Annotated in this window: 17 protein-coding genes; 7 read left to right on the forward strand and 10 right to left on the reverse strand. The window is 61.4% G+C overall.

Features of this window, described 5'->3' with window-relative positions; translation table 11 throughout:
* Positions 1 to 34: 34 nt before the first annotated feature.
* The 5 genes from HU718_RS19600 to HU718_RS19620 form a co-directional block, all read right to left on the reverse strand.
* Positions 35 to 823: a fimbrial biogenesis chaperone gene (locus tag HU718_RS19600; RefSeq protein ID WP_186616212.1), complete on the reverse strand. Its 789-nt coding sequence runs from the start codon at positions 821 to 823 to the stop codon at positions 35 to 37.
* Between the two features lie 33 nt (positions 824 to 856).
* Positions 857 to 1,357, reverse strand: coding sequence for a Csu type fimbrial protein (locus tag HU718_RS19605; RefSeq protein ID WP_016983916.1), 501 nt, complete (start codon positions 1,355 to 1,357; stop codon positions 857 to 859).
* A gap of 4 nt (positions 1,358 to 1,361) precedes the next feature.
* Positions 1,362 to 1,898 (reverse strand): Csu type fimbrial protein, encoded by a 537-nt coding sequence (locus tag HU718_RS19610; RefSeq protein ID WP_034154702.1) that lies wholly within the window; start codon positions 1,896 to 1,898, stop codon positions 1,362 to 1,364.
* A 20-nt stretch (positions 1,899 to 1,918) separates the two neighbouring features.
* Positions 1,919 to 2,452 (reverse strand): Csu type fimbrial protein, encoded by a 534-nt coding sequence (locus HU718_RS19615; protein ID WP_034154701.1) that lies wholly within the window; start codon positions 2,450 to 2,452, stop codon positions 1,919 to 1,921.
* A 100-nt stretch (positions 2,453 to 2,552) separates the two neighbouring features.
* Positions 2,553 to 3,056 carry a Csu type fimbrial protein gene (locus HU718_RS19620; protein ID WP_186616244.1) on the reverse strand — a complete coding sequence of 168 codons (504 nt, stop codon included), beginning with the start codon at positions 3,054 to 3,056 and terminating at the stop codon, positions 2,553 to 2,555.
* Between the two features lie 305 nt (positions 3,057 to 3,361).
* Here HU718_RS19620 and zapE point away from each other — a divergent pair, with 305 nt between their 5' ends.
* On the forward strand, positions 3,362 to 4,492 hold the full coding sequence (gene zapE, locus HU718_RS19625) for a cell division protein ZapE (RefSeq protein WP_186616213.1): 1,131 nt from the start codon (positions 3,362 to 3,364) through the stop codon (positions 4,490 to 4,492).
* Between the two features lie 211 nt (positions 4,493 to 4,703).
* A complete protein-coding gene (locus HU718_RS19630) occupies positions 4,704 to 6,017 on the forward strand; it encodes a leucine-rich repeat-containing protein kinase family protein (protein ID WP_186616214.1) in 1,314 nt (437 codons plus the stop codon).
* A 112-nt stretch (positions 6,018 to 6,129) separates the two neighbouring features.
* Here HU718_RS19630 and HU718_RS19635 read toward each other — a convergent pair whose 3' ends face one another.
* Entirely contained in the window at positions 6,130 to 6,834 is a 705-nt protein-coding gene (locus HU718_RS19635) for a YebC/PmpR family DNA-binding transcriptional regulator (protein WP_038362748.1), read from the reverse strand.
* A gap of 219 nt (positions 6,835 to 7,053) precedes the next feature.
* Here HU718_RS19635 and HU718_RS19640 point away from each other — a divergent pair, with 219 nt between their 5' ends.
* On the forward strand, positions 7,054 to 8,457 hold the full coding sequence (locus tag HU718_RS19640; protein ID WP_186616215.1) for a type VI secretion system Vgr family protein: 1,404 nt from the start codon (positions 7,054 to 7,056) through the stop codon (positions 8,455 to 8,457).
* Positions 8,458 to 8,504: 47 nt separating this feature from the next.
* Here the strand turns inward: HU718_RS19640 and HU718_RS19645 are convergent, their stop codons facing one another.
* Entirely contained in the window at positions 8,505 to 9,896 is a 1,392-nt protein-coding gene (locus HU718_RS19645) for an FAD-dependent oxidoreductase (RefSeq protein ID WP_186616216.1), read from the reverse strand.
* 71 nt (positions 9,897 to 9,967) lie between these two features.
* Positions 9,968 to 11,293, reverse strand: coding sequence for an MFS transporter (locus HU718_RS19650; RefSeq protein ID WP_186616217.1), 1,326 nt, complete (start codon positions 11,291 to 11,293; stop codon positions 9,968 to 9,970).
* A 281-nt stretch (positions 11,294 to 11,574) separates the two neighbouring features.
* Between HU718_RS19650 and HU718_RS19655 the strand changes: the two genes are divergently transcribed.
* The gene (locus tag HU718_RS19655; protein WP_186616218.1) at positions 11,575 to 12,447 is read left to right on the forward strand and encodes a LysR family transcriptional regulator; all 873 of its coding nucleotides are present in this window, start codon (positions 11,575 to 11,577) and stop codon (positions 12,445 to 12,447) included.
* Between the two features lie 97 nt (positions 12,448 to 12,544).
* On the opposite strand, the gene HU718_RS19660 is transcribed toward HU718_RS19655, so the two are convergent.
* Positions 12,545 to 13,405, reverse strand: a complete 861-nt coding sequence (locus HU718_RS19660) for a LysR substrate-binding domain-containing protein (RefSeq protein ID WP_186616219.1) — start codon at positions 13,403 to 13,405, stop codon at positions 12,545 to 12,547.
* A gap of 112 nt (positions 13,406 to 13,517) precedes the next feature.
* Here HU718_RS19660 and HU718_RS19665 point away from each other — a divergent pair, with 112 nt between their 5' ends.
* From HU718_RS19665 to HU718_RS19675, 3 genes are all read left to right on the forward strand, one after another.
* Positions 13,518 to 14,627, forward strand: a complete 1,110-nt coding sequence (locus tag HU718_RS19665) for a 2-aminoethylphosphonate--pyruvate transaminase (RefSeq protein WP_186616220.1) — start codon at positions 13,518 to 13,520, stop codon at positions 14,625 to 14,627.
* Positions 14,628 to 14,771: 144 nt separating this feature from the next.
* Positions 14,772 to 15,599 (forward strand): phosphonoacetaldehyde hydrolase, encoded by an 828-nt coding sequence (phnX, locus tag HU718_RS19670; RefSeq protein ID WP_186616221.1) that lies wholly within the window; start codon positions 14,772 to 14,774, stop codon positions 15,597 to 15,599.
* 189 nt (positions 15,600 to 15,788) lie between these two features.
* Complete coding sequence (locus HU718_RS19675; protein WP_186616222.1) at positions 15,789 to 16,337, forward strand: cytochrome b; 549 nt, start codon at positions 15,789 to 15,791, stop codon at positions 16,335 to 16,337.
* A gap of 3 nt (positions 16,338 to 16,340) precedes the next feature.
* Here the strand turns inward: HU718_RS19675 and HU718_RS19680 are convergent, their stop codons facing one another.
* On the reverse strand, positions 16,341 to 17,267 hold the full coding sequence (locus HU718_RS19680; protein ID WP_186616223.1) for a 1-aminocyclopropane-1-carboxylate deaminase/D-cysteine desulfhydrase: 927 nt from the start codon (positions 17,265 to 17,267) through the stop codon (positions 16,341 to 16,343).
* Positions 17,268 to 17,490: the final 223 nt, after the last annotated feature.

Genomic DNA, 17,490 nt, shown 5'->3' on the forward strand with positions numbered 1-17,490 from the left:
TTAGCCGACGCCAGATGCCTGCGCTACGACTCACTCACTTGGCAGGTGTAATGCTCTGCACCTGCGGCGCGCCGTTCACCCGCACCTGCAACGCCGAATCACCGGCCAACGGCCCCGGTGCCGGCCAGCGCATTACCGCCCCCGGCAGCACGTACCCCAGCAGCCCTTCGGCCAGCGGTCTGCTCTGCCCGGCCTGTTTGATTGCCACGTCGGTCAACCGCGCATGCACTGCGCCCTGATTGCGCACTTCCACATAAGGCTTGCCGTCCACCGCCACCGTGCGCCAGCTCAACTGCGGCAGGCCGACACCTTTGGGATCGCGCGCGCGGGTGCTGTCTTCTTTGCTCCACAGCCCGGCGCCATAGGCAAACAGCGGTACCGAGTAACGCATCTGGAAGCGAATCGCCGCAGCGGTTTTTCCGCCGTCAGCGGTGGCTGGTTGCGCGGAGGGAATTTCGTCGATGATGATCCGGTAGGCCAGCTCCTGCCCCGGCGGTACGTCCTTGGTTCGCGTCAGGCGCACCAGTTGTTTCTGCCCCGGCTCGATTTTCGCCACCGGCGGGCTGCCGATCACGTCGCGCTGGTTCTGGTATTGCTCGGCGAAACCACTCTGGCTCCAGCCGAATACGCGGATCTGCAGATTGGCGGTTTCGCTGCCACGGTTTTCCAGCCACAGCGCACTGGCCTGCTGATCAGCCTCCAACACCGGATCGATCGGCCAGATCAGCACCGAACTCGCCGCTTGTGCCTGGCTTGCCCCAAGCATGACCATCGTCCACATCACACAGCGCACGAAAGAATGCCGTGACGTAACTGACCCCATAAACCTGCTCCTTGTCGGCCATTCAACTTCGCCTTACCACGACAGTTGCACCTGCAACACGTCGCTGTACGTCCCCCCAGGCTGATTGCCCGGCAATTGCACCTGACCGTAAATCGGCAGGCTGATGTTGTTCGCATCGCTGTAGGCCACCGCCACGCTCTGGCCAATGCCCAGGCTCTGGCTGTACGCCGCATCGCGAAACAGCGCATACGCCACCCGCGCACTGCCGCTGTTGACCTGCATGTGCCGGCCACTGCTGTTGTACTGGCCGCCATCAACGCTCATGTTCAGCGTTACGCCCGGCGTGCATTGCAGTTGCACCCCGCCGGTCAGCGCGACCTGCACGGTGCCGGTGGCCAGCGCCGAACGTGAACCGAAGTTCAGCCCGCCATAATTCGACACCCCGCCCACCACCAGACACCCGGCAGTGACCGTGGCACTGACCTGAAAGCTCTGGCTCGTCGCTGCGGTCAGCGGCAGCGGTGCACTGCCGGCACAGAGCAGGAGCAGCGCGGCACAGCCATGGCGGCGCATGGCATCAGAACGTCAGTTCAACAGCGACGGTGTCGGTGTACGTCCCCGCCGGCAAACCGGCCTTGCCCACCGCCTGACCGTAGATGTTCACCGTCTGCGCGACACCGGTGCTGGCGGCGAGATTGATCGTCCCGTCGATCGCCAGCAGTTGCGAGTGCCCGGCATCGGTGTACAAGTCGTACGGCACGTAATTGGCCACCCCGTCGTACAACGCTCGGGTGCCGCCCGGTGACATGCCGTCATGGGAACCGGCGCGCACCTTGACCGTCGGCGTAGTGCCGCTGGAGCAGAGAATCGACAGCGCCCCGCCACCACCGCCCAACACTTGCCCGGTGGCCGTGGTGAACAGGCTGTTGGCGGTGCCGAAGTTCAACGCACCGAAGTTCAGCCCGGTGGAACCGCCAGCGCCGTTGACCTGACAACTGCTGATCAGTATCAGGCTGGAAGTGATCTGGCCGGTGACCGTGGTGGCGGCGTTGGCACTGGAAACCAGCGCCAGGCCAAGCAACGACAAACCTATCCTTGATGCAAACGTACGCATGGTGTCCGTCCTCTACGGGGTTACCAGTCGAGCGTCACCGTCAGCGTGTCGGTATAGACACCTGCCGGTACCGCACGGGTATTCGCCACCACCGAGCCAAATACCGGAATGGGTATCTGCGCAGCGCTGGTGACAGCGAAATTGTGTTGCTGGCCGATGCTGTAGCTCCGGGCGCCGGAGGGATCGACGAACAGCTGATAGGGAAGAGTCTGGCGGCCGTTGCTCAGGCGCCGGGTATTGCCGTCACCGTGGGTGCCGCCGTCGATGGTGACGGTGAACCCGGTGACCGAGGGGTTGCAGGCGACGTTGAGCTTGCCGCTGCTGTCACCGTCGAGACTGGCCTTGATCGGTGCGTTCCAGGTGGGCCCCTGAAGGCCGAAATCGAGGGTGCCGAGGGCACTGACCGGACTGTCGGGAGTACTGGTGTTGGTGACTTCGCAGCCGGCAATCAGGATCAGCCGCGCATTGATCTGCCCACTGACCGCCGCTTGCGCCTCGTCTGCGAGCAATGCCAGCGTACCTGCCGCCACCACCATCCAGTGTTTTCCTGTCATCGCGACCGTCCCTGCTCCTTTACGCTGACTCAATCACCGCGCTCATCATTGAACGCCTTCCTTGTGCACCCGCGTCCACCGGTGCCTGTTGCCATCGCGATCACCAGGTGACCGTTACCTTGACCAGATCCGAATAACGCCCGACTCGCGGCACTTCGGCCAATCGCTCGATCCGCGCGTACAGTGGCAGCTCCACTGTGCCGCTGTCCGGCACCCGCCCGCTGACCGGCACATCCACCACCAGCGGCAGCCGTCGCGCCGCGTCCTGATACAAGCGGTACGGAATCGGTTTGCTGCCCGTCGAAGCGGCCATATAGCGGACTTCACCGACACCGCCATGCAAGCCACCGTCGACGCGCATCTGGTACGGCGTGTCCGGATTGCATTCCAGGCGTGGCAGGCGTTGATTGGTCAACGCGGCGGCCAATGGCCCGGCGGGGTCATCGAGGCGTGCGGTGCTGCCGAAGTCGAGCACACCCAGTTGCTCGATGCCGGCGTTACGCTGCTGGCCGACCAACTGGCAGCCGCGCTGCACATCGACGCGCACTTCAACCTGAAGATCTGCCGCATGAACAGGCGCAACGAGTGCCCCCAGCAGGCTCATGACCACATGTACATTCACTGCGCCGTTCCTTGTCAGTGATCACTTGCGACGTCGTTTCTGTGATTGAGGTTAGCAACGGTCGACGATTCCGCCAGTCGATTGGATCCAGGCATCGCCCGGGATATGTTTCGAAAGGTTGGCAACAGGTCGAGCCATGTCGCTGAAAATAGCTGTACGTGCCGCACAAATTTGTTCAATTACCGCCCACTGTCGATCCGCTGTGGTGGCTGGCCAACCCGGCGCCTGGTTACACTGTGTCGCCGCGCTCCCGGGAGCCGGTCTTGACGAACACGGAGACGCCCACAGTGCCTGTCCACCCGCCGAAACGATCGCGACTGATCCAGCGCTGGCCGGCGTTGCGCCGCTGGTTGGGCAAGGGTTTGCCGGCCGGTGCCGGACATGACGCCAGCGCCCAGTCGATCCGCGATTACTTCCGGCACAAGGCTGGTGCTCAGGGTTACACCCTCAGCCACAGCCAGCAGCGCGTCATTGATTGCATGGCGCAGCAGGCCAGTCTGCTGTTTGGCCCCAGCAACCGAACCGCGCCGAGTCTCTATCTGTTCGGCGCCGTCGGACGCGGCAAGAGCTGGTTGCTCGATGGCTTTTTTCAGGCCTTGCCGATCACCCAGAAACGGCGCCTGCATTTCCATCAGTTTTTCGCGCAATTGCATCAGGGCATGTTCAGCCATCGCGAGCAGGACGATGCCCTCGAAGTGACCCTCGACGAACTGCTGGAGGATTGTCGGGTGCTGTGTTTCGACGAGTTTCATGTGCATGACATCGGCGATGCCATGCTCATCACTCGGCTGTTCAAGGCACTGTTCAAACGGCGAATTCTGCTGTTGGTGACCTCCAACTATGCGCCGGAAGGGCTGCTGCCCAATCCGCTCTATCACGCGCGCTTCAAACCGGTGATCGCACTGATCAATACGCGCATGCAGGTGATGGAAGTCGGTGGTCCGCACGATTACCGCAGTCAGGCGCGCCACTCTGCACATCAGATCTTCACTCAGGGGCATTACGTGTGGCCGGCCACGCCAGCGCAACGCATCGCTCTGGAGCTGCCGCCGGCCGATACGCCAGCCATTCGGTTATCCGTCGGCAGCCGGCAGTTTCAGGCTCGATTGTGTGAAGAGCGGCGGGTTGGTTTTACCTTCAGCGATCTGTGTGAACAGCCAACGGCGGTCATGGACTATCTGGAACTGTGCCGACGTTTCGATCGCTGGATCATTGATGATCTACCAGAGCTGGGGGAATGCTCGATCGCCGCGCAACAGCGCTTCATCAACCTGATCGACGTGCTGTACGACCAGGACAAGCATCTGACGCTGCTCGGCCGGCTACCCTTGCGTGAAAGCCTGGACGGCCACGCCATTGACCTGGCGCGCACCCGCAGCCGCTTGGGGCAATTGCAAGAGATGCACAACGACGACTGACCACACAGCTCATGTGGGAGCCTGCTCGCGAAGGCGGGGTGTCAGTCAATACATAAGCGGACGACATTCCGCTTTCGCGAGCAAGCTCGCTCCCACAAAAGGCATCTGAAGTTTCGCCACCTATCCAATTTCAAATCCGGGTATTGCCGTTATCATGTCGCCCATCCTCAGCGCCCCAGCGGCGCGCCCCTGATCAATAGCGAACACCAACATGCACACCCTTGCTCAATTACGCGCCGGCGAGTTGTCGGGCATTACGCGACTGGATCTGTCCTGCGGACTGACCGAGTTCCCGCGCGAGATTTTCGATCTGGCCGATACCCTGGAAATCCTCAACCTCAGCGGCAACCAATTGAGTAGCCTGCCGGATGACTTGCACCGTCTGACACGCCTGCGCGTGCTGTTCTGCTCCGACAACCCGTTCACCGAACTGCCGGCCTGCCTCGGCCAGTGCGCTGCCCTGACGATGATCGGCTTCAAGGCCAACCGCATCGTCAACGTACCCGGCAACGCTCTGCCACCCGCGTTGCGCTGGCTGATCCTGACCGACAACTGCATCGAGAACCTGCCGATCGAACTGGGTGAGCGCCCTGCCCTGCAAAAACTCATGCTGTCCGGCAACCGTCTGCAAACGCTGCCGCCCTCCCTGAGCAACTGCCATCGTCTGGAGCTGCTGCGCATCTCTGCCAACCGCCTGAGCGAACTGCCGCAGTGGCTGCTCAACCTGCCGAGCCTGACCTGGCTGGCCTACGCCGGTAACCCGCTGGAGACCGAGGCGGACGCCGCCGCGCTGGAAGCGACACCACAAATCTCCTGGTCGGCGCTGCGTCTGGAACAGCGTTTGGGCGAAGGTGCCTCGGGGGTCATTTCCCGGGCGAGCTGGCAACGCGCCGATGGCTCAGTGACACCGGTCGCGGTGAAGCTGTACAAAGGTGAAATGACCAGCGACGGTTCGCCGCTGCACGAAATGAATGCCTGTATTAGCGCCGGCCTGCATCCCAATCTGATCCGGGTCGAAGGGCGCATCATTGGCCATCCCGACGGCCAGCAAGGCTTGGTGATGCAGTTGATCGATCCGTCGTTCGGCAACCTCGCCGGTCTGCCCAGCCTGGCGTCTTGCTCACGAGATGTTTACGCCGATGATTGCCGGTTCACTGCCGAGGTCGCGCTGAACATTGCCAAAGGTATCGCTTCGGCAGCCGATCACTTGCACCAGCAAGGCATCACCCACGGCGATCTCTACGGGCACAACATTCTGTTGAATGAGCGCGGCGATTGCCTGCTCGGAGATTTTGGCGGGGCATCGTTCCACGCCATTGCCGATACAGCGGAAACTCGCGCGTTGCAACGCATCGAAGTGCGTGCGTTCGGGATTTTGCTGGGGGAATTGCTGGCGCGCATCGACTCGGGGTTGAGTGATGAGCGGCGTGCGGTGCTTGAAGAGCTGGAGCGGCGTTGCTGTCAGGCGGATGTGCTGGCGCGGCCGGGGTTCGGAGAGGTCATGAAGCAACTTGAAGATCTGTGACCGCTGCGCGGTCAATCGCTAGCAGGCTAGCTCCCACACTGGATCTGTGGCGTTCACAAATCCCCTGTGGGAGCTAGCCTGCCAGCGATGAGGCCATCACTGACGAAGTCGATCAGCCCGCCAGGCCGACAAACATGTCCTGCACGTCATCATGGTTGTCGAGGCCTTCGAGGAACGCTTCAACCTCAGCCATCTGCTCGTCGCTCAAACCGCTGACCGGGTTCTTCGGCTGGTAGCCGAGTTTGGCCGACAGCACGGTGAAGCCTTGCTCTGGCAGCGCTTTCTGCACCGAGTCCAGATCAGTAGGATCGGTCAGGAACAGCGTCGCGCCCTCTTCGCCCGGCTCGAAATCCTGAGCACCGGCTTCGATCGCGGCCATTTCCGGATCGGCGTCCGGAGTGTCCGGCGAGGCTTCGATCATGCCGACGTGGTTGAAGTCCCAGGCCACCGAGCCGGAAGCGCCCAGTTGGCCCTTGCGGAAGGCCACGCGGATTTCCGCGACAGTACGGTTGATGTTGTCGGTCACGCACTCGACGATCAGCGGCACCTGGTGCGGGGCGAAGCCTTCGTAGGTCACGCGATGGTATTGCACGGTTTCACCCAGCAGACCGGCGCCTTTCTTGATCGCGCGATCCAGGGTTTCTTTTGGCATCGAGGCTTTCTTGGCCTGTTCGACCACCAGACGCAGGTGTGCGTTGGTGGTGGTATCGGCACCGTTGCGGGCAGCGATGGTGATTTCCTTCACCAGTTTGCCGAAGATCTTGCCCTTGGCGTTGGCTGCCGCTTCTTTGTGTTTAACCTTCCACTGTGCGCCCATTACTCACTCTCTTGATCTGTGGCGCCGAGACATCTATTGGCCGACGCGTGCCGGCAAGTTTATACGGCCTAAAGTCGGCAATCGACCAAAAAAACAATCTGGAATCGACATCTTCACCAGACCTTGTAGGGCGATTCTGAAAACACCCTTTGACATGACCTTTCGGCGCTGGGGTTTCGTACCCTCTTAAACCCGTATTGCCTGACAGAGCCTGTTCGAATGCTCAATGACAAGGAAAGTCCGTTTACCCTGACCCTGACCAATAGCGGTTTATGCCTGCCGGTGTTGCGCTTTCGCGGCGAGGAAGCGCTCAACCAGCCTTACCGGTTCGACATCGAACTTATCGGTCTGGCCCCCGCCGTGGCGCCGGGTACGCTGTTGCAGCAACCGGTATTCCTGCGCCTGGACGACCATCACGGGATTCACGGGATCATCCACAGCGCCAGTTGTGAACATTGCGGTACCCATCGCATCGGCTATCGCCTGATGATAGTGCCGTCGCTGCAGCGGTTGGCACAGCCGAGCAGACGTCGGGTGTTCGTGCAACAGAGCGTGCCGGAGATTCTCCAGCAGTTGCTCGCGGAAAATGCTCTGCCCGCCGAAGGCTACCGGATTGAAATGACCGTGGGGTGCTATCCGGTGCGGCCGTTCTGCATCCAGTTCGAGGAAAGCGATCTGGCACTGCTGCACAGGCTCTGCGAGGAAGAAGGTATCCACTATCACTTCGAACACCGCGCGGACGGTCACGTCGTGGTTTTCGCCGATGACAGCCTGAGTTTGCCGCAAGAACCGGCCCTGCTGCCGTTCATGGATGAACAGCAAGCGTGCTCACCCTGCGTCAGCGCGCTATTCCAGCATCACCACGCCGCCCCCATGACGACACTGCCCACGGTACGCAATCGGGGGCAGCGGGCCATCGACGAGGACGCTGCCAATCAAAGCCGATCAATGGCCCGGCCGCCGGTGCTTTCTCTGGAACAACGCCACAGCGAACAACGCAGTCGACGGCACTTGGAACGACAACGCTGCCACCTTCGTTCGGTCAATGGCCGCAGCGACTGTATCGGGTTGCTTAGCGGACATTTGCTGCAAGTCAGCGAACATCCGATCAACAGCTTCAACGAACAATGGCGGATCACTGCCCTTAGCCATCAGGGTCAACACCCCTCGATTCTTGACCCGACGCCGACGGTACACCGCTATCACAACGATTTCACTGCCCAACCGTGGTCGACAGACTTTCGCCCGCCGCTTAAACAACAGCGCCCGAGCATCGCCGGGTATCACTTGGCGAACGTACTTGGTGTCGAGGGGCAACCGGCAAGACTCGACGACCAGGGGCGCGTCGCCGTCAGGTTGTGGCCAGCGGATTCAGCACCCGATGCCGATGCCAATGCCGATGCGATATGGCTGCCCATCGCCATGACCAGGGCCAACGGGCGAATCGTCCCTGAGGAGTTACCCTGTGTCGGCAGCGAAGTGTGGGTGAGCTTTCTCGACAGCGATCCGGATCGGCCCATTCTATGCCTGGGCAACTCACGCAAGCCCCCGCCTCGCGAGTCACCGCGCGCCCGCGACAGCAGCTTATTGCTCGACTGGCTGCTCAATAGCGACGCCCATTAGCCCCAATCGGCAGGAGCTGCCGCAGTTCCTGCCTGTGCAGCAGTGCATTAACCTTTGTCAGCCTTGCCGGCCGCTGCGGCGAATTTCGCCAGGCGCACGTCGAGATGCCGAGGGCGCCGCCCGCGATCTTCGGCGCGCTCCTTGCGGCGGATGGCGTTGCGCACCATCAACGAGCCGAGGTAACGGATCGGCTCCGGCGGGAAATAGCCCAGTGGCCCGTTGACCAGCGGCGAGCGGGTCCACGGGTTGTCCAGGCCTTGCACCAGTGACGCGAGAATCTGCCCGCCCATATGGCACGGGCCGACGCCGCTGCCCGAATAGCCGAAACCGTAGAACACGTTGCCCGCGCCGCTCATCTGGCCAAAGAACGGCAAACCGGTGACCGAGCGATCCGACGGGCCGTTCCAGGTGGCATCTACTTTTACATCGGCAAACGCCGGGAAGAAGTCGGCGAGGCTATTTTTCAGCAGGCCGGCATACGGCGATGGCTGATCGAACACCGGCAGCATTCGCCCGCCAAAGGCGAAGGTGTTGCCGCCCTTGCCGAGCATGATCCGGCCGTCCGGGGTGTTGTGGTAGTAGTGCACGAAAATCCGCGAATCAAGCACCGTCACGCCGCTGGTCAAACCGATCTCCTGCAACAGATCCGGGCGCGGTTCGGTGATCAACATATCGCTGGAAACAATCGCCACGCTGCGCTCGAATTGCGGGAAAGCACGGGCCATCCACGCATTCATCGCCAGCACCACGCGATCGGCAACGATACTGCCGTTCGGCGTTTGCAGGCGTGCGGGACGCCCTTCTTCCAGTCCGGTCATCGCGGTGCTTTCGTGGATTTTCACGCCCAGTTGCAACGCCACCCGACGCAAGCCGCGCACCAGTTTGCCCGGCTGCACACTGGCCGCTGCCGGCGAGAACCAGCCTTCCAGATGCTTGCTCGAACCGGCCATGCGCTGCACATCGGCGAGCGGACGCTGGGAGAACGAGTTGATGCCATTACGTTCCAGTGCGGCAATCACCGCATCGGTCGAGCCGACCTGCGCGCGGTTGGTCGCGGTGTACAGCGTGCCGTCGAGACGGTAATCGGCATCGACGCCGTACTGCTCACAGAACTCGCCGATCGCATGAATGCTGCGTTCCGACTCCTTGACCAAGCGCACCGCTTCTTCGACGCCAAACAAGCGCTCAAGGGTGAAATATTTTGCCGACCACGACAGCGCACAACCGCCGTTGCGCCCGCTCGCGCCAGCGCCGCAGATGTCCGCTTCGATCAGCAACACATCGAGCTCGGGGTTCTGTTGCTTGAGCATGATTGCCGTCCACAACCCGGTGTAGCCGCCGCCAACGATGCACACATCAGTGCGGACTTCACCCTGCAACGGCGGGCAGATTTCAGAGGTGTCGGCCTGCAAGGCTTGCTCCAGCCAAAACGGTCTCATGTTTTTCTCCAGTCAGTTGGCCGCGCCACAGCCTGCCGCGAGCGCCGCAGCAGGCCGCGAGGCAAAGGGTTTCAGGAACGCAGGGGTTTGATCGTCAGCGGGCAATTGGGGATCGAGGCACGCGGTTCCATGACACCAACCGGACGGCTGTTCCAGTGCGGAATCAGCACCAGCGCCGAGAACAGCGCGCAACCGGCGAAGACGATGAACACCGTCACCGAATCGAAGTAACCCGGCAGCAAACCACCGAGTACCGCCCCCACCGAGCCGCAGCCGTTGACGAAACCGGCAGCGGTGGCGCCGGCCTTGGCTTTGCCGAAATCGATCGCAGCGGCACCGCTGATCATTGAATCCGGGCCATACAGGGTCAGGCCCATGACGAACAGCAGCGCAACCACCAGCAAGACACTGCCGGTGTGCAACGCAGCCATGAACAGCGCCAGCGTCACAGTGAGCAAGAGCAGACTGATCACGCACGCTGGCATGCGCCGGGCACCGAACAGTTTGTCCGAGGCCAGCCCGATCAGAATCGGCCCGAGCAATCCGGCCAGCTCGAACGAAGTGGGAATGATCGCCGCGCCGACCTTGCCGACACTGGGCATCTGTTCAAAGACAATCACCGGGCCCCACAACAGAATCGCGTAACGCGCCGGTTTCAACATGAAATACGCCAGGCCCAGCACCAGCACCGTGCGGTTACGCAGGATTTCTTTCAGAGGCTCCCAAACGCTGAGTTTGCTGTTAGCTTCGGTTTCTTCCGCCGTCAATACAGGTTCCGGCTCAACCGCCGGCAAACCGACGTCTTCCGGTTTGTTGCGCTGGAAGATAAAGAACAACACCGCCACCACGGCGACCACCACCGCGCTGGAAATGAACGCCGCGTGCCAGGTGCCCATCAAGGTGTACGCCCACCAGCCGGCAAATGGCGACGCCACCAGACCACCAAAGGCGTAGCAGGAACTCCATAACCCGAGCACTCGCCCGCGTTGTTGGGAGGGGAAAAAACTACCGAGGTTTTTGCACAATCCCGACCATCCGGTGGACTGCGCCAAGCCCTGAATCAACATGCAGGTGGCGAAGATCGGCAACGTGGCGTAACTGCCCATCACCAGCGCCGCTGCCGCGGAAATCAGCAGACCACCAAGCACCACGACCCGAGGACCAAAGCGGTCGGCGAGCATGCCCCAGGTGAACTGGCCGAGGGCATAAGCCGCCAGATAAATCGCATCGAGGTTGGCCATGGCCATCTTGTCGAGCATGAAGGTCGGGTCTTCGGCGATGCCGAGTTTGGCCACCGAAAACGCTTTGCGGGTGAAGTAGAAAGCGGCGTAAGCAAGCCAGGTAATCGCGAAAATCTGCACGCGCCAACGCGCAATGGTGCCGATGTGCTTGTTCATGGTGGTTCTGACCTCAGGGTGTGAGTGTGCCGGCAGAATCGTTAAGCAAAACGCCTGTGTTTTTATTGTTGAGCACTGCGATATCACCCCGTCCCTACGGCGATATCGGTCAGATGAGTCCTGCTGTTGCACGCACAGGCTCATGGCCAACGTGCTGCCCGAGCGGACACTCAGCGATGGCGTGAGCCGATCAAAGCAATTACTGTTTAATAAATAAAATCGATTTATCGTATTTCACACATAAGCTCAGCTTGTTACTGACTAAACGATCAGGTGACTTCATGTCGGTGTCTCACGCCCAACTCAAAGCCTTCCACGCCGTGGCCGTGCATGGAAGCTTCACCAAAGCCGCCGGGCGCCTTTTTCTCACGCAACCGGCGATATCCGACCAAGTGCGCAAACTCGAAGAGCGTTTCGGCGTTTTGCTGTTCCACCGCAATAAACGTTCCGTGCGCCTGACCGACTTGGGCGAGCGCTTGCTGGCGATCACCCAGCGCCTGTTTGTGATTGAAGCCGAAGCACAGGAACTGTTGCAGGAATCCCAGGCGTTGCAGACCGGCAGCCTGATTCTCGCAGTGGATGCGCCGGTGCACGTGCTGCCGCAGATTGCGCGGTTCTGCGAACGCTATCCGGGGATCAGCGTGAAGATCGAGACTGGCAACACCGATGAATCGCTGTTTCGCCTGTTCAACTATCAGGCCGATCTGGCGTTGCTCGGGCGTGATGTCAGCGATGAGCGCTTGCTCTGTGTGCCGCTGCGCAATGATCCGATAGTGGCGTTCGTGTCGCGCAATCATCCGTGGGCCGAGCGTGAATCGATCTGCCTGGCAGACCTGGATGACACGCCACTGGTGTTGCGTGAGCACGGTTCGGTGACCCGGCAAACGCTGGAAGAGGAAATGGCGCGGGCGGGGTTTCGCATTCGCCCGGCGATTCAGGTGGAAGGCCGGGAAGCGGCGCGTGAGGCGGTGGTGGTCGGGATTGGTGTCGGCGTGGTCTCAGCGGCGGAGTTTGGTGCGGATTCGCGGGTGTGTGCGTTGCCGATTGTCGACTGCACGCGACGGCTGACGGAGACGCTGGTGTGTTTGCGTGAGCAGAGCAATCGACGGGTGGTGTCGACCTTCCTCGATATGGTTCGCCAGAGTCTTGTGTGAACCGTGATGGCCCCTTCGCGAGCAGGCTCGCTCCCACATTTGGAATGCATATCCCCTGTGGGAGCGAGCCTGCTCGCGAAGGGAGCGCCACGGTGTATCAGGCGGGCGCCAGGCCAAAGAATGCCTGAATCAAGCGCAACTCCCGCCGCCGCTCCATGCAGCCGATCATGTGCCGATTGACCAGCCCCTCGCCGACAATCGGAATCGCCACCACCCTCGGGTCATGACTAACCTCAACCGATGACACCACGCCAACGCCCAACTCAGCGGCAACGGCTTCGGTCACCGCCTCACGGCTATCGAGTTCCAGCAGCACGCGCGGATGAATCGACGCCTGCGCACAGGCCTGATCAAAAGTACGCCGGGTGATCGAACTCGGTTCGCGCAGCACCATGATCACTTGATCCAGTTCCTTGAGTTTCACTTCCCCGGCACGCACCGCCCATGGGTGCCCCGCCGGCACTAGCGCGCAAATCCGCGATTCGCTCAACGCCTGCAGATGCAGGCCTTTGCGCGGCTCCACTTCGGTCAACACCGCCACATCGGCGTGTTCCGACAACAACGCCGCCAAGGTTTCCTGGGCATTGCCCAAACGCAGATTCACCGTGATCCCCGGATAGCGTGCACGCAGGCTGGCCAGCATCGGCATGACCATGTGCGGCCCGTCCGCCGCCACTTCCAGCCGCCCGGTCAGCAATTGCCGGTTGGCTTCAAGCAGGGTTTGCGCCTCTTCCGCCAGGCCGAACATCGCGCGGGTAATCGCCGCGAGTTTGGTGCCCTCCTCGGTCAGTTCCACCCGTCGCGCGGTGCGCCGCAACAAGGTGATCTGGTAGTGCTCCTCCAGCGCCTTGATATGCCCGGTGACCGCCGGCTGGCTGATAAACAAGCGCGCAGCGGCGCGGGTGAAGCTGCCTTCACGGGCCACGGCATCGAAGGCGCGGAGCTGGAACAGGTTCATGGATAACTCTCACTGATGGCTGGCATAACAACAAACAATTTGATTGATGCAACGGCGAATTGCAACGTATGCCCCGTAGCTTCATCCCACAGCGCTATCCGAGGACACACGAATGAGTATCGCCGAACCCATCCTGCTCACTCCCGGCCCGTTGACCACTTCGGCCCGCACCCGCCAGGCGATGATGGTCGACTGGGGGTCATGGGATGACCGCTTCAATCAACTGACCGCCAGCCTTTGCGAACAATTGCTGGCGATCCTCAACGGCGCCGCCACTCACCACTGCGTGCCATTGCAGGGCAGCGGCACCTTCGCCGTCGAAGCGGCGATCGGCACCTTGGTACCACGTGACGGCAAAGTGCTGGTGCTGATCAACGGTGCCTACGGCAAGCGTCTGGCGAAGATTTGCGAAGTGCTCGGCCGCTCGTTCAGCACCTTCGAAACCGCTGAAGACGAACCGACCACCGCCGCTGACGTCGATCGTCTGCTGCGCGCCGACAGCGACATCACCCACGTCGCGCTGATTCATTGCGAAACCAGCACCGGCATTCTCAATCCGCTGGCGGAGATTGCCCAGGTCGTCGAGCAACACGGTAAACGCCTGATCATCGATGCCATGAGTTCCTTCGGCGCATTGCCGGTGGATGCGCAACAAGTGCCGTTCGACGCGCTGATCGCCGCTTCCGGCAAATGCCTGGAAGGCGTACCGGGGATGGGTTTTGTCTTCGCACGTAAAGAGGCGCTGGCCGCTGCCGCTGGCAATTCGCATTCGCTGGCGATGGACCTGTACGACCAGCACGCCTACATGATGAAAACCGGGCAATGGCGCTTCACCCCGCCGACCCACGTGGTCGCGGCGCTGCACGAAGCGCTGCTGCAATACAACGAAGAAGGTGGCTTGCCGGCGCGGCATGCGCGTTACGCCGCCAACTGTCAGGCGTTGATGGAGGAGATGGGCAAACTCGGTTTGCGCAGCTTCCTGCCAGCGGCGATTCAGGCGCCGATCATTGCCACGTTCCATGCGCCGCAAGATCCGCGTTATCAGTTCAAGGATTTCTACGAACGGGTCAAGGCCAAGGGTTACATCCTCTATCCGGGCAAATTGACTCAGGTCGAAACCTTCCGCGTCGGCTGCATCGGCCATGTCAGCCCGGACGAAATGCGCCAGGCCGTCGCGGCGGTCGGCGAAGTGCTGCGCGAGATGGAAGTCCTCGAAATCTAAGAACACCACCAATCCCCTGTGGGAGTGAGCCTGCTCGCGATGAGGCCGTGCCAGTCGACGAAGATGTTGAATGATCAACCGCTATCGCGAGCAGGCTCACTCCTACAGTTTGAATTGCATTGCCAACTCAGGAATTTGATCAACATGAACTACGTCAATCCAAACAAGCTGCAAGCCGCGATCCTCGACTGGGCCGGCACCGTGGTCGATTTCGGCTCGTTCGCGCCGACGCAGATCTTCGTCGAAGCGTTCGCCGAGTTCGACGTGCAGGTCTCCATCGAAGAAGCCCGTGGCCCGATGGGCATGGGCAAGTGGGATCACATCCGCACCCTTTGCGATCAGCCGCAAGTGGCCGAGCGTTATCGCAAGGCATTCGGCCGCACGCCGAGCGATGACGACGTCACCGCAATCTACAACCGCTTCATGCCGCTGCAGATCGAGAAGATTGCCGAGCACTCGGCGCTGATTCCCGGCGCGCTGGAAACCATCGCCAATCTGCGTCAGCAAGGCATCAAGATCGGTTCCTGCTCCGGCTACCCGAAGCAAGTGATGGACAAGGTCGTCGAACTGGCTGCCACCAACGGCTACGTCGCCGACCACGTGGTTGCCACCGACGAAGTGCCGAATGGTCGCCCATGGCCGGCGCAGGCGCTGGCCAACGTGATCGCGCTGGGCATTGACGATGTCGGGGCGTGCGTGAAGATCGATGACACCGTGCCGGGCATTCTCGAAGGCCGCCGCGCCGGGATGTGGACGGTCGCGCTGATCTGCTCGGGCAATGCGCTGGGTCTGGATTACGCCGGTTTCCGCGCTCTGGGCAGCGATGAGCTGGCCAGCGAACGCAAGCGCATTCACGCGCTGTTCGAAGGCTCGCGCCCGCACTACATGATCGACACCATCACTGATCTGCCGGAAGTGATCGCCGACATCAACAAGCGCCTGGCCAACGGTGAGATGCCGCAATCGAGCTGATCCCTGCCGCTTGCTGCCAATAAAAACGCCAGCGTCTGCACGACGCTGGCGTTTTTTATTGGCAAAGCCCTGATTCAGGGCATTGAAAGTCCGATCAGCCTCAGGCAAATCCGCCAAAGCGGATTACAGTTAAAGCATGCCGTCGCACAAGAACGGCCGTTTTGACCCTGATCTGTGAGGAAACACCGTATGCCGTGGACAAGTTCCGAATCCCGTTACAGCACCGTATCGGTCCTGTTGCACTGGCTGATGCTGGTGTTGTTGGTGCTGGTATACGCCAGCATGGAGTTGCGCGGCCTGTTCCCCAAAGGCAGTGGCGGGCGCACGCTGATCCGCGAAGTGCATTACATGCTCGGCCTGACCGTGTTTGTGCTGGTGTGGTTTCGCCTGCTCGCGCGCAGCATTGGCCCAGCGCCGAAAGTCTTCCCCGCCTCACCGCAATGGCAAACCGTGCTGGCGCGGCTGATGCACTGGGCGTTGTACCTGTTCATGATCAGCATGCCGATTCTGGGCTGGCTGATCACCAGCGCCGAAGGACATCAGGTGATGTTCTATGGCTTTGATCTGCCGCTGCTGGTCGCGGAGAACAAGGAATTCGCCAAACAAGTCGAGGGCTGGCATGTACTGATCGCCACTATGGGTTACTGGCTGATCGGGCTGCATGCGCTGGCGGGGCTCTATCACCATTACGTGGTCGGTGATAACACGCTGCTGCGGATGATGCCCAAGCGCGGCTGAATATCAGCGGCTGGCGCTGAACCCACGGCGGCCCTGCAAGCCACCGGTGTGAATAAAGATCAGCCGCGTGCCGGGCGCGAACCTGCCTGCCTCGACCTGTTGCTTGAGTGCCAGCAACGCCTTGCCGGTGTACAGCGGCTCCAGAGGTATGCCGCTGGCTTGCTCGGTTTGTTCGATGAACTCCAGCAACACCGGATCAACCTTGGCAAAACCGCCACGGCTGGCGTCGATCAGTTCATAGCCGGCAGTGGCCAGTCCGGCTGACTGCATAATCGACTCGACCTGCGGCGCCACGCCGTGATCTTCAGGGACAGCCAGCGCACCATAGACCGGGTGCACACCCGCCTCGGCGAGAACCAGCCCGGCGAGTGTCGTCCCGGTGCCGCAAGCCAGCCACCATCCGTGGTAATCGCTCCAGCCGAGCGTGGCCAATTGCGCTTGCGCCTGTTCCTTGATGGCGGCACAACCGAGCGCCCCCGATAAACCGCCACCACCCTCGGGCACCGCATACAACTGCGGATACTGCGCGAGCCAAGGCTCCCAGAATCCCGGCTCGTTTCGTGCGCGGTAGCCGCCGTAACCCAACCAATGCAGTTGCATGCCGAATGCCTGCAAATCCTGCACTGTCGGCGTTTCCTGTGCATGCCCGCGCAACAGCCCCACGGTTTTGAACCCCAACCGTTTCCCCGCCGCCGCCAACGCGTGCAGATGATTGGAATGCGCACCACCGAGACTGATGATGCCCTCGGCACCCGCACGGTCGGCGGCTTTGAGGTGTTCAACGAGTTTGAACCATTTGTTGCCGCTGATCAGCGGGTCGATCTGGTCGAGGCGCAGGATGGCCACTTCAATGCCGGCGGATGTCAGCCAGTCGAGGTGAAGGTGTTCGAGAGGGGCTTGGGGGAGCCAGTTGGCGGGAGGCAAAAGCATGGGCGGCGATTCGATCTGGACAGAGCCCGCATTCTAGTCGCTCATCAGCAGCCATCGCGAGCAGGCTCACTCCTGCATTGGTTGGGTGGTGCTCACCGAATCAGTGAACAACACACCCCCTGTGGGAGCGAGCCTGCTCGCGAAGGCGTCGTGTCAGTTGACAAGTGTATTGGCTGACACTCCGCTTTCGCGAGCAGGCTCGCTCCCACAGGTTCAGCGGCGG

The sequence above is a fragment of the Pseudomonas tensinigenes genome (genome assembly GCF_014268445.2).
Classification (GTDB): domain Bacteria; phylum Pseudomonadota; class Gammaproteobacteria; order Pseudomonadales; family Pseudomonadaceae; genus Aquipseudomonas; species Aquipseudomonas tensinigenes.

What these genes read in the sequence shown, in the direction of transcription:
- HU718_RS19600 (WP_186616212.1), bottom strand. Translation starts at nt 823, where the DNA reads ATGGGGTCAGTTACGTCACGGCATTCTTTCGTGCGCTGTGTGATGTGG.
- HU718_RS19605 (WP_016983916.1), bottom strand. Translation starts at nt 1,357, where the DNA reads ATGCGCCGCCATGGCTGTGCCGCGCTGCTCCTGCTCTGTGCCGGCAGT.
- HU718_RS19610 (WP_034154702.1), bottom strand. Translation starts at nt 1,898, where the DNA reads ATGCGTACGTTTGCATCAAGGATAGGTTTGTCGTTGCTTGGCCTGGCG.
- HU718_RS19615 (WP_034154701.1), bottom strand. Translation starts at nt 2,452, where the DNA reads ATGACAGGAAAACACTGGATGGTGGTGGCGGCAGGTACGCTGGCATTG.
- HU718_RS19620 (WP_186616244.1), bottom strand. Translation starts at nt 3,056, where the DNA reads ATGAGCCTGCTGGGGGCACTCGTTGCGCCTGTTCATGCGGCAGATCTT.
- HU718_RS19630 (WP_186616214.1), top strand. Translation starts at nt 4,704, where the DNA reads ATGCACACCCTTGCTCAATTACGCGCCGGCGAGTTGTCGGGCATTACG.
- HU718_RS19635 (WP_038362748.1), bottom strand. Translation starts at nt 6,834, where the DNA reads ATGGGCGCACAGTGGAAGGTTAAACACAAAGAAGCGGCAGCCAACGCC.
- HU718_RS19640 (WP_186616215.1), top strand. Translation starts at nt 7,054, where the DNA reads ATGCTCAATGACAAGGAAAGTCCGTTTACCCTGACCCTGACCAATAGC.
- HU718_RS19645 (WP_186616216.1), bottom strand. Translation starts at nt 9,896, where the DNA reads ATGAGACCGTTTTGGCTGGAGCAAGCCTTGCAGGCCGACACCTCTGAA.
- HU718_RS19650 (WP_186616217.1), bottom strand. Translation starts at nt 11,293, where the DNA reads ATGAACAAGCACATCGGCACCATTGCGCGTTGGCGCGTGCAGATTTTC.
- HU718_RS19655 (WP_186616218.1), top strand. Translation starts at nt 11,575, where the DNA reads ATGTCGGTGTCTCACGCCCAACTCAAAGCCTTCCACGCCGTGGCCGTG.
- HU718_RS19660 (WP_186616219.1), bottom strand. Translation starts at nt 13,405, where the DNA reads ATGAACCTGTTCCAGCTCCGCGCCTTCGATGCCGTGGCCCGTGAAGGC.
- HU718_RS19665 (WP_186616220.1), top strand. Translation starts at nt 13,518, where the DNA reads ATGAGTATCGCCGAACCCATCCTGCTCACTCCCGGCCCGTTGACCACT.
- phnX (WP_186616221.1), top strand. Translation starts at nt 14,772, where the DNA reads ATGAACTACGTCAATCCAAACAAGCTGCAAGCCGCGATCCTCGACTGG.
- HU718_RS19675 (WP_186616222.1), top strand. Translation starts at nt 15,789, where the DNA reads ATGCCGTGGACAAGTTCCGAATCCCGTTACAGCACCGTATCGGTCCTG.
- HU718_RS19680 (WP_186616223.1), bottom strand. Translation starts at nt 17,267, where the DNA reads ATGCTTTTGCCTCCCGCCAACTGGCTCCCCCAAGCCCCTCTCGAACAC.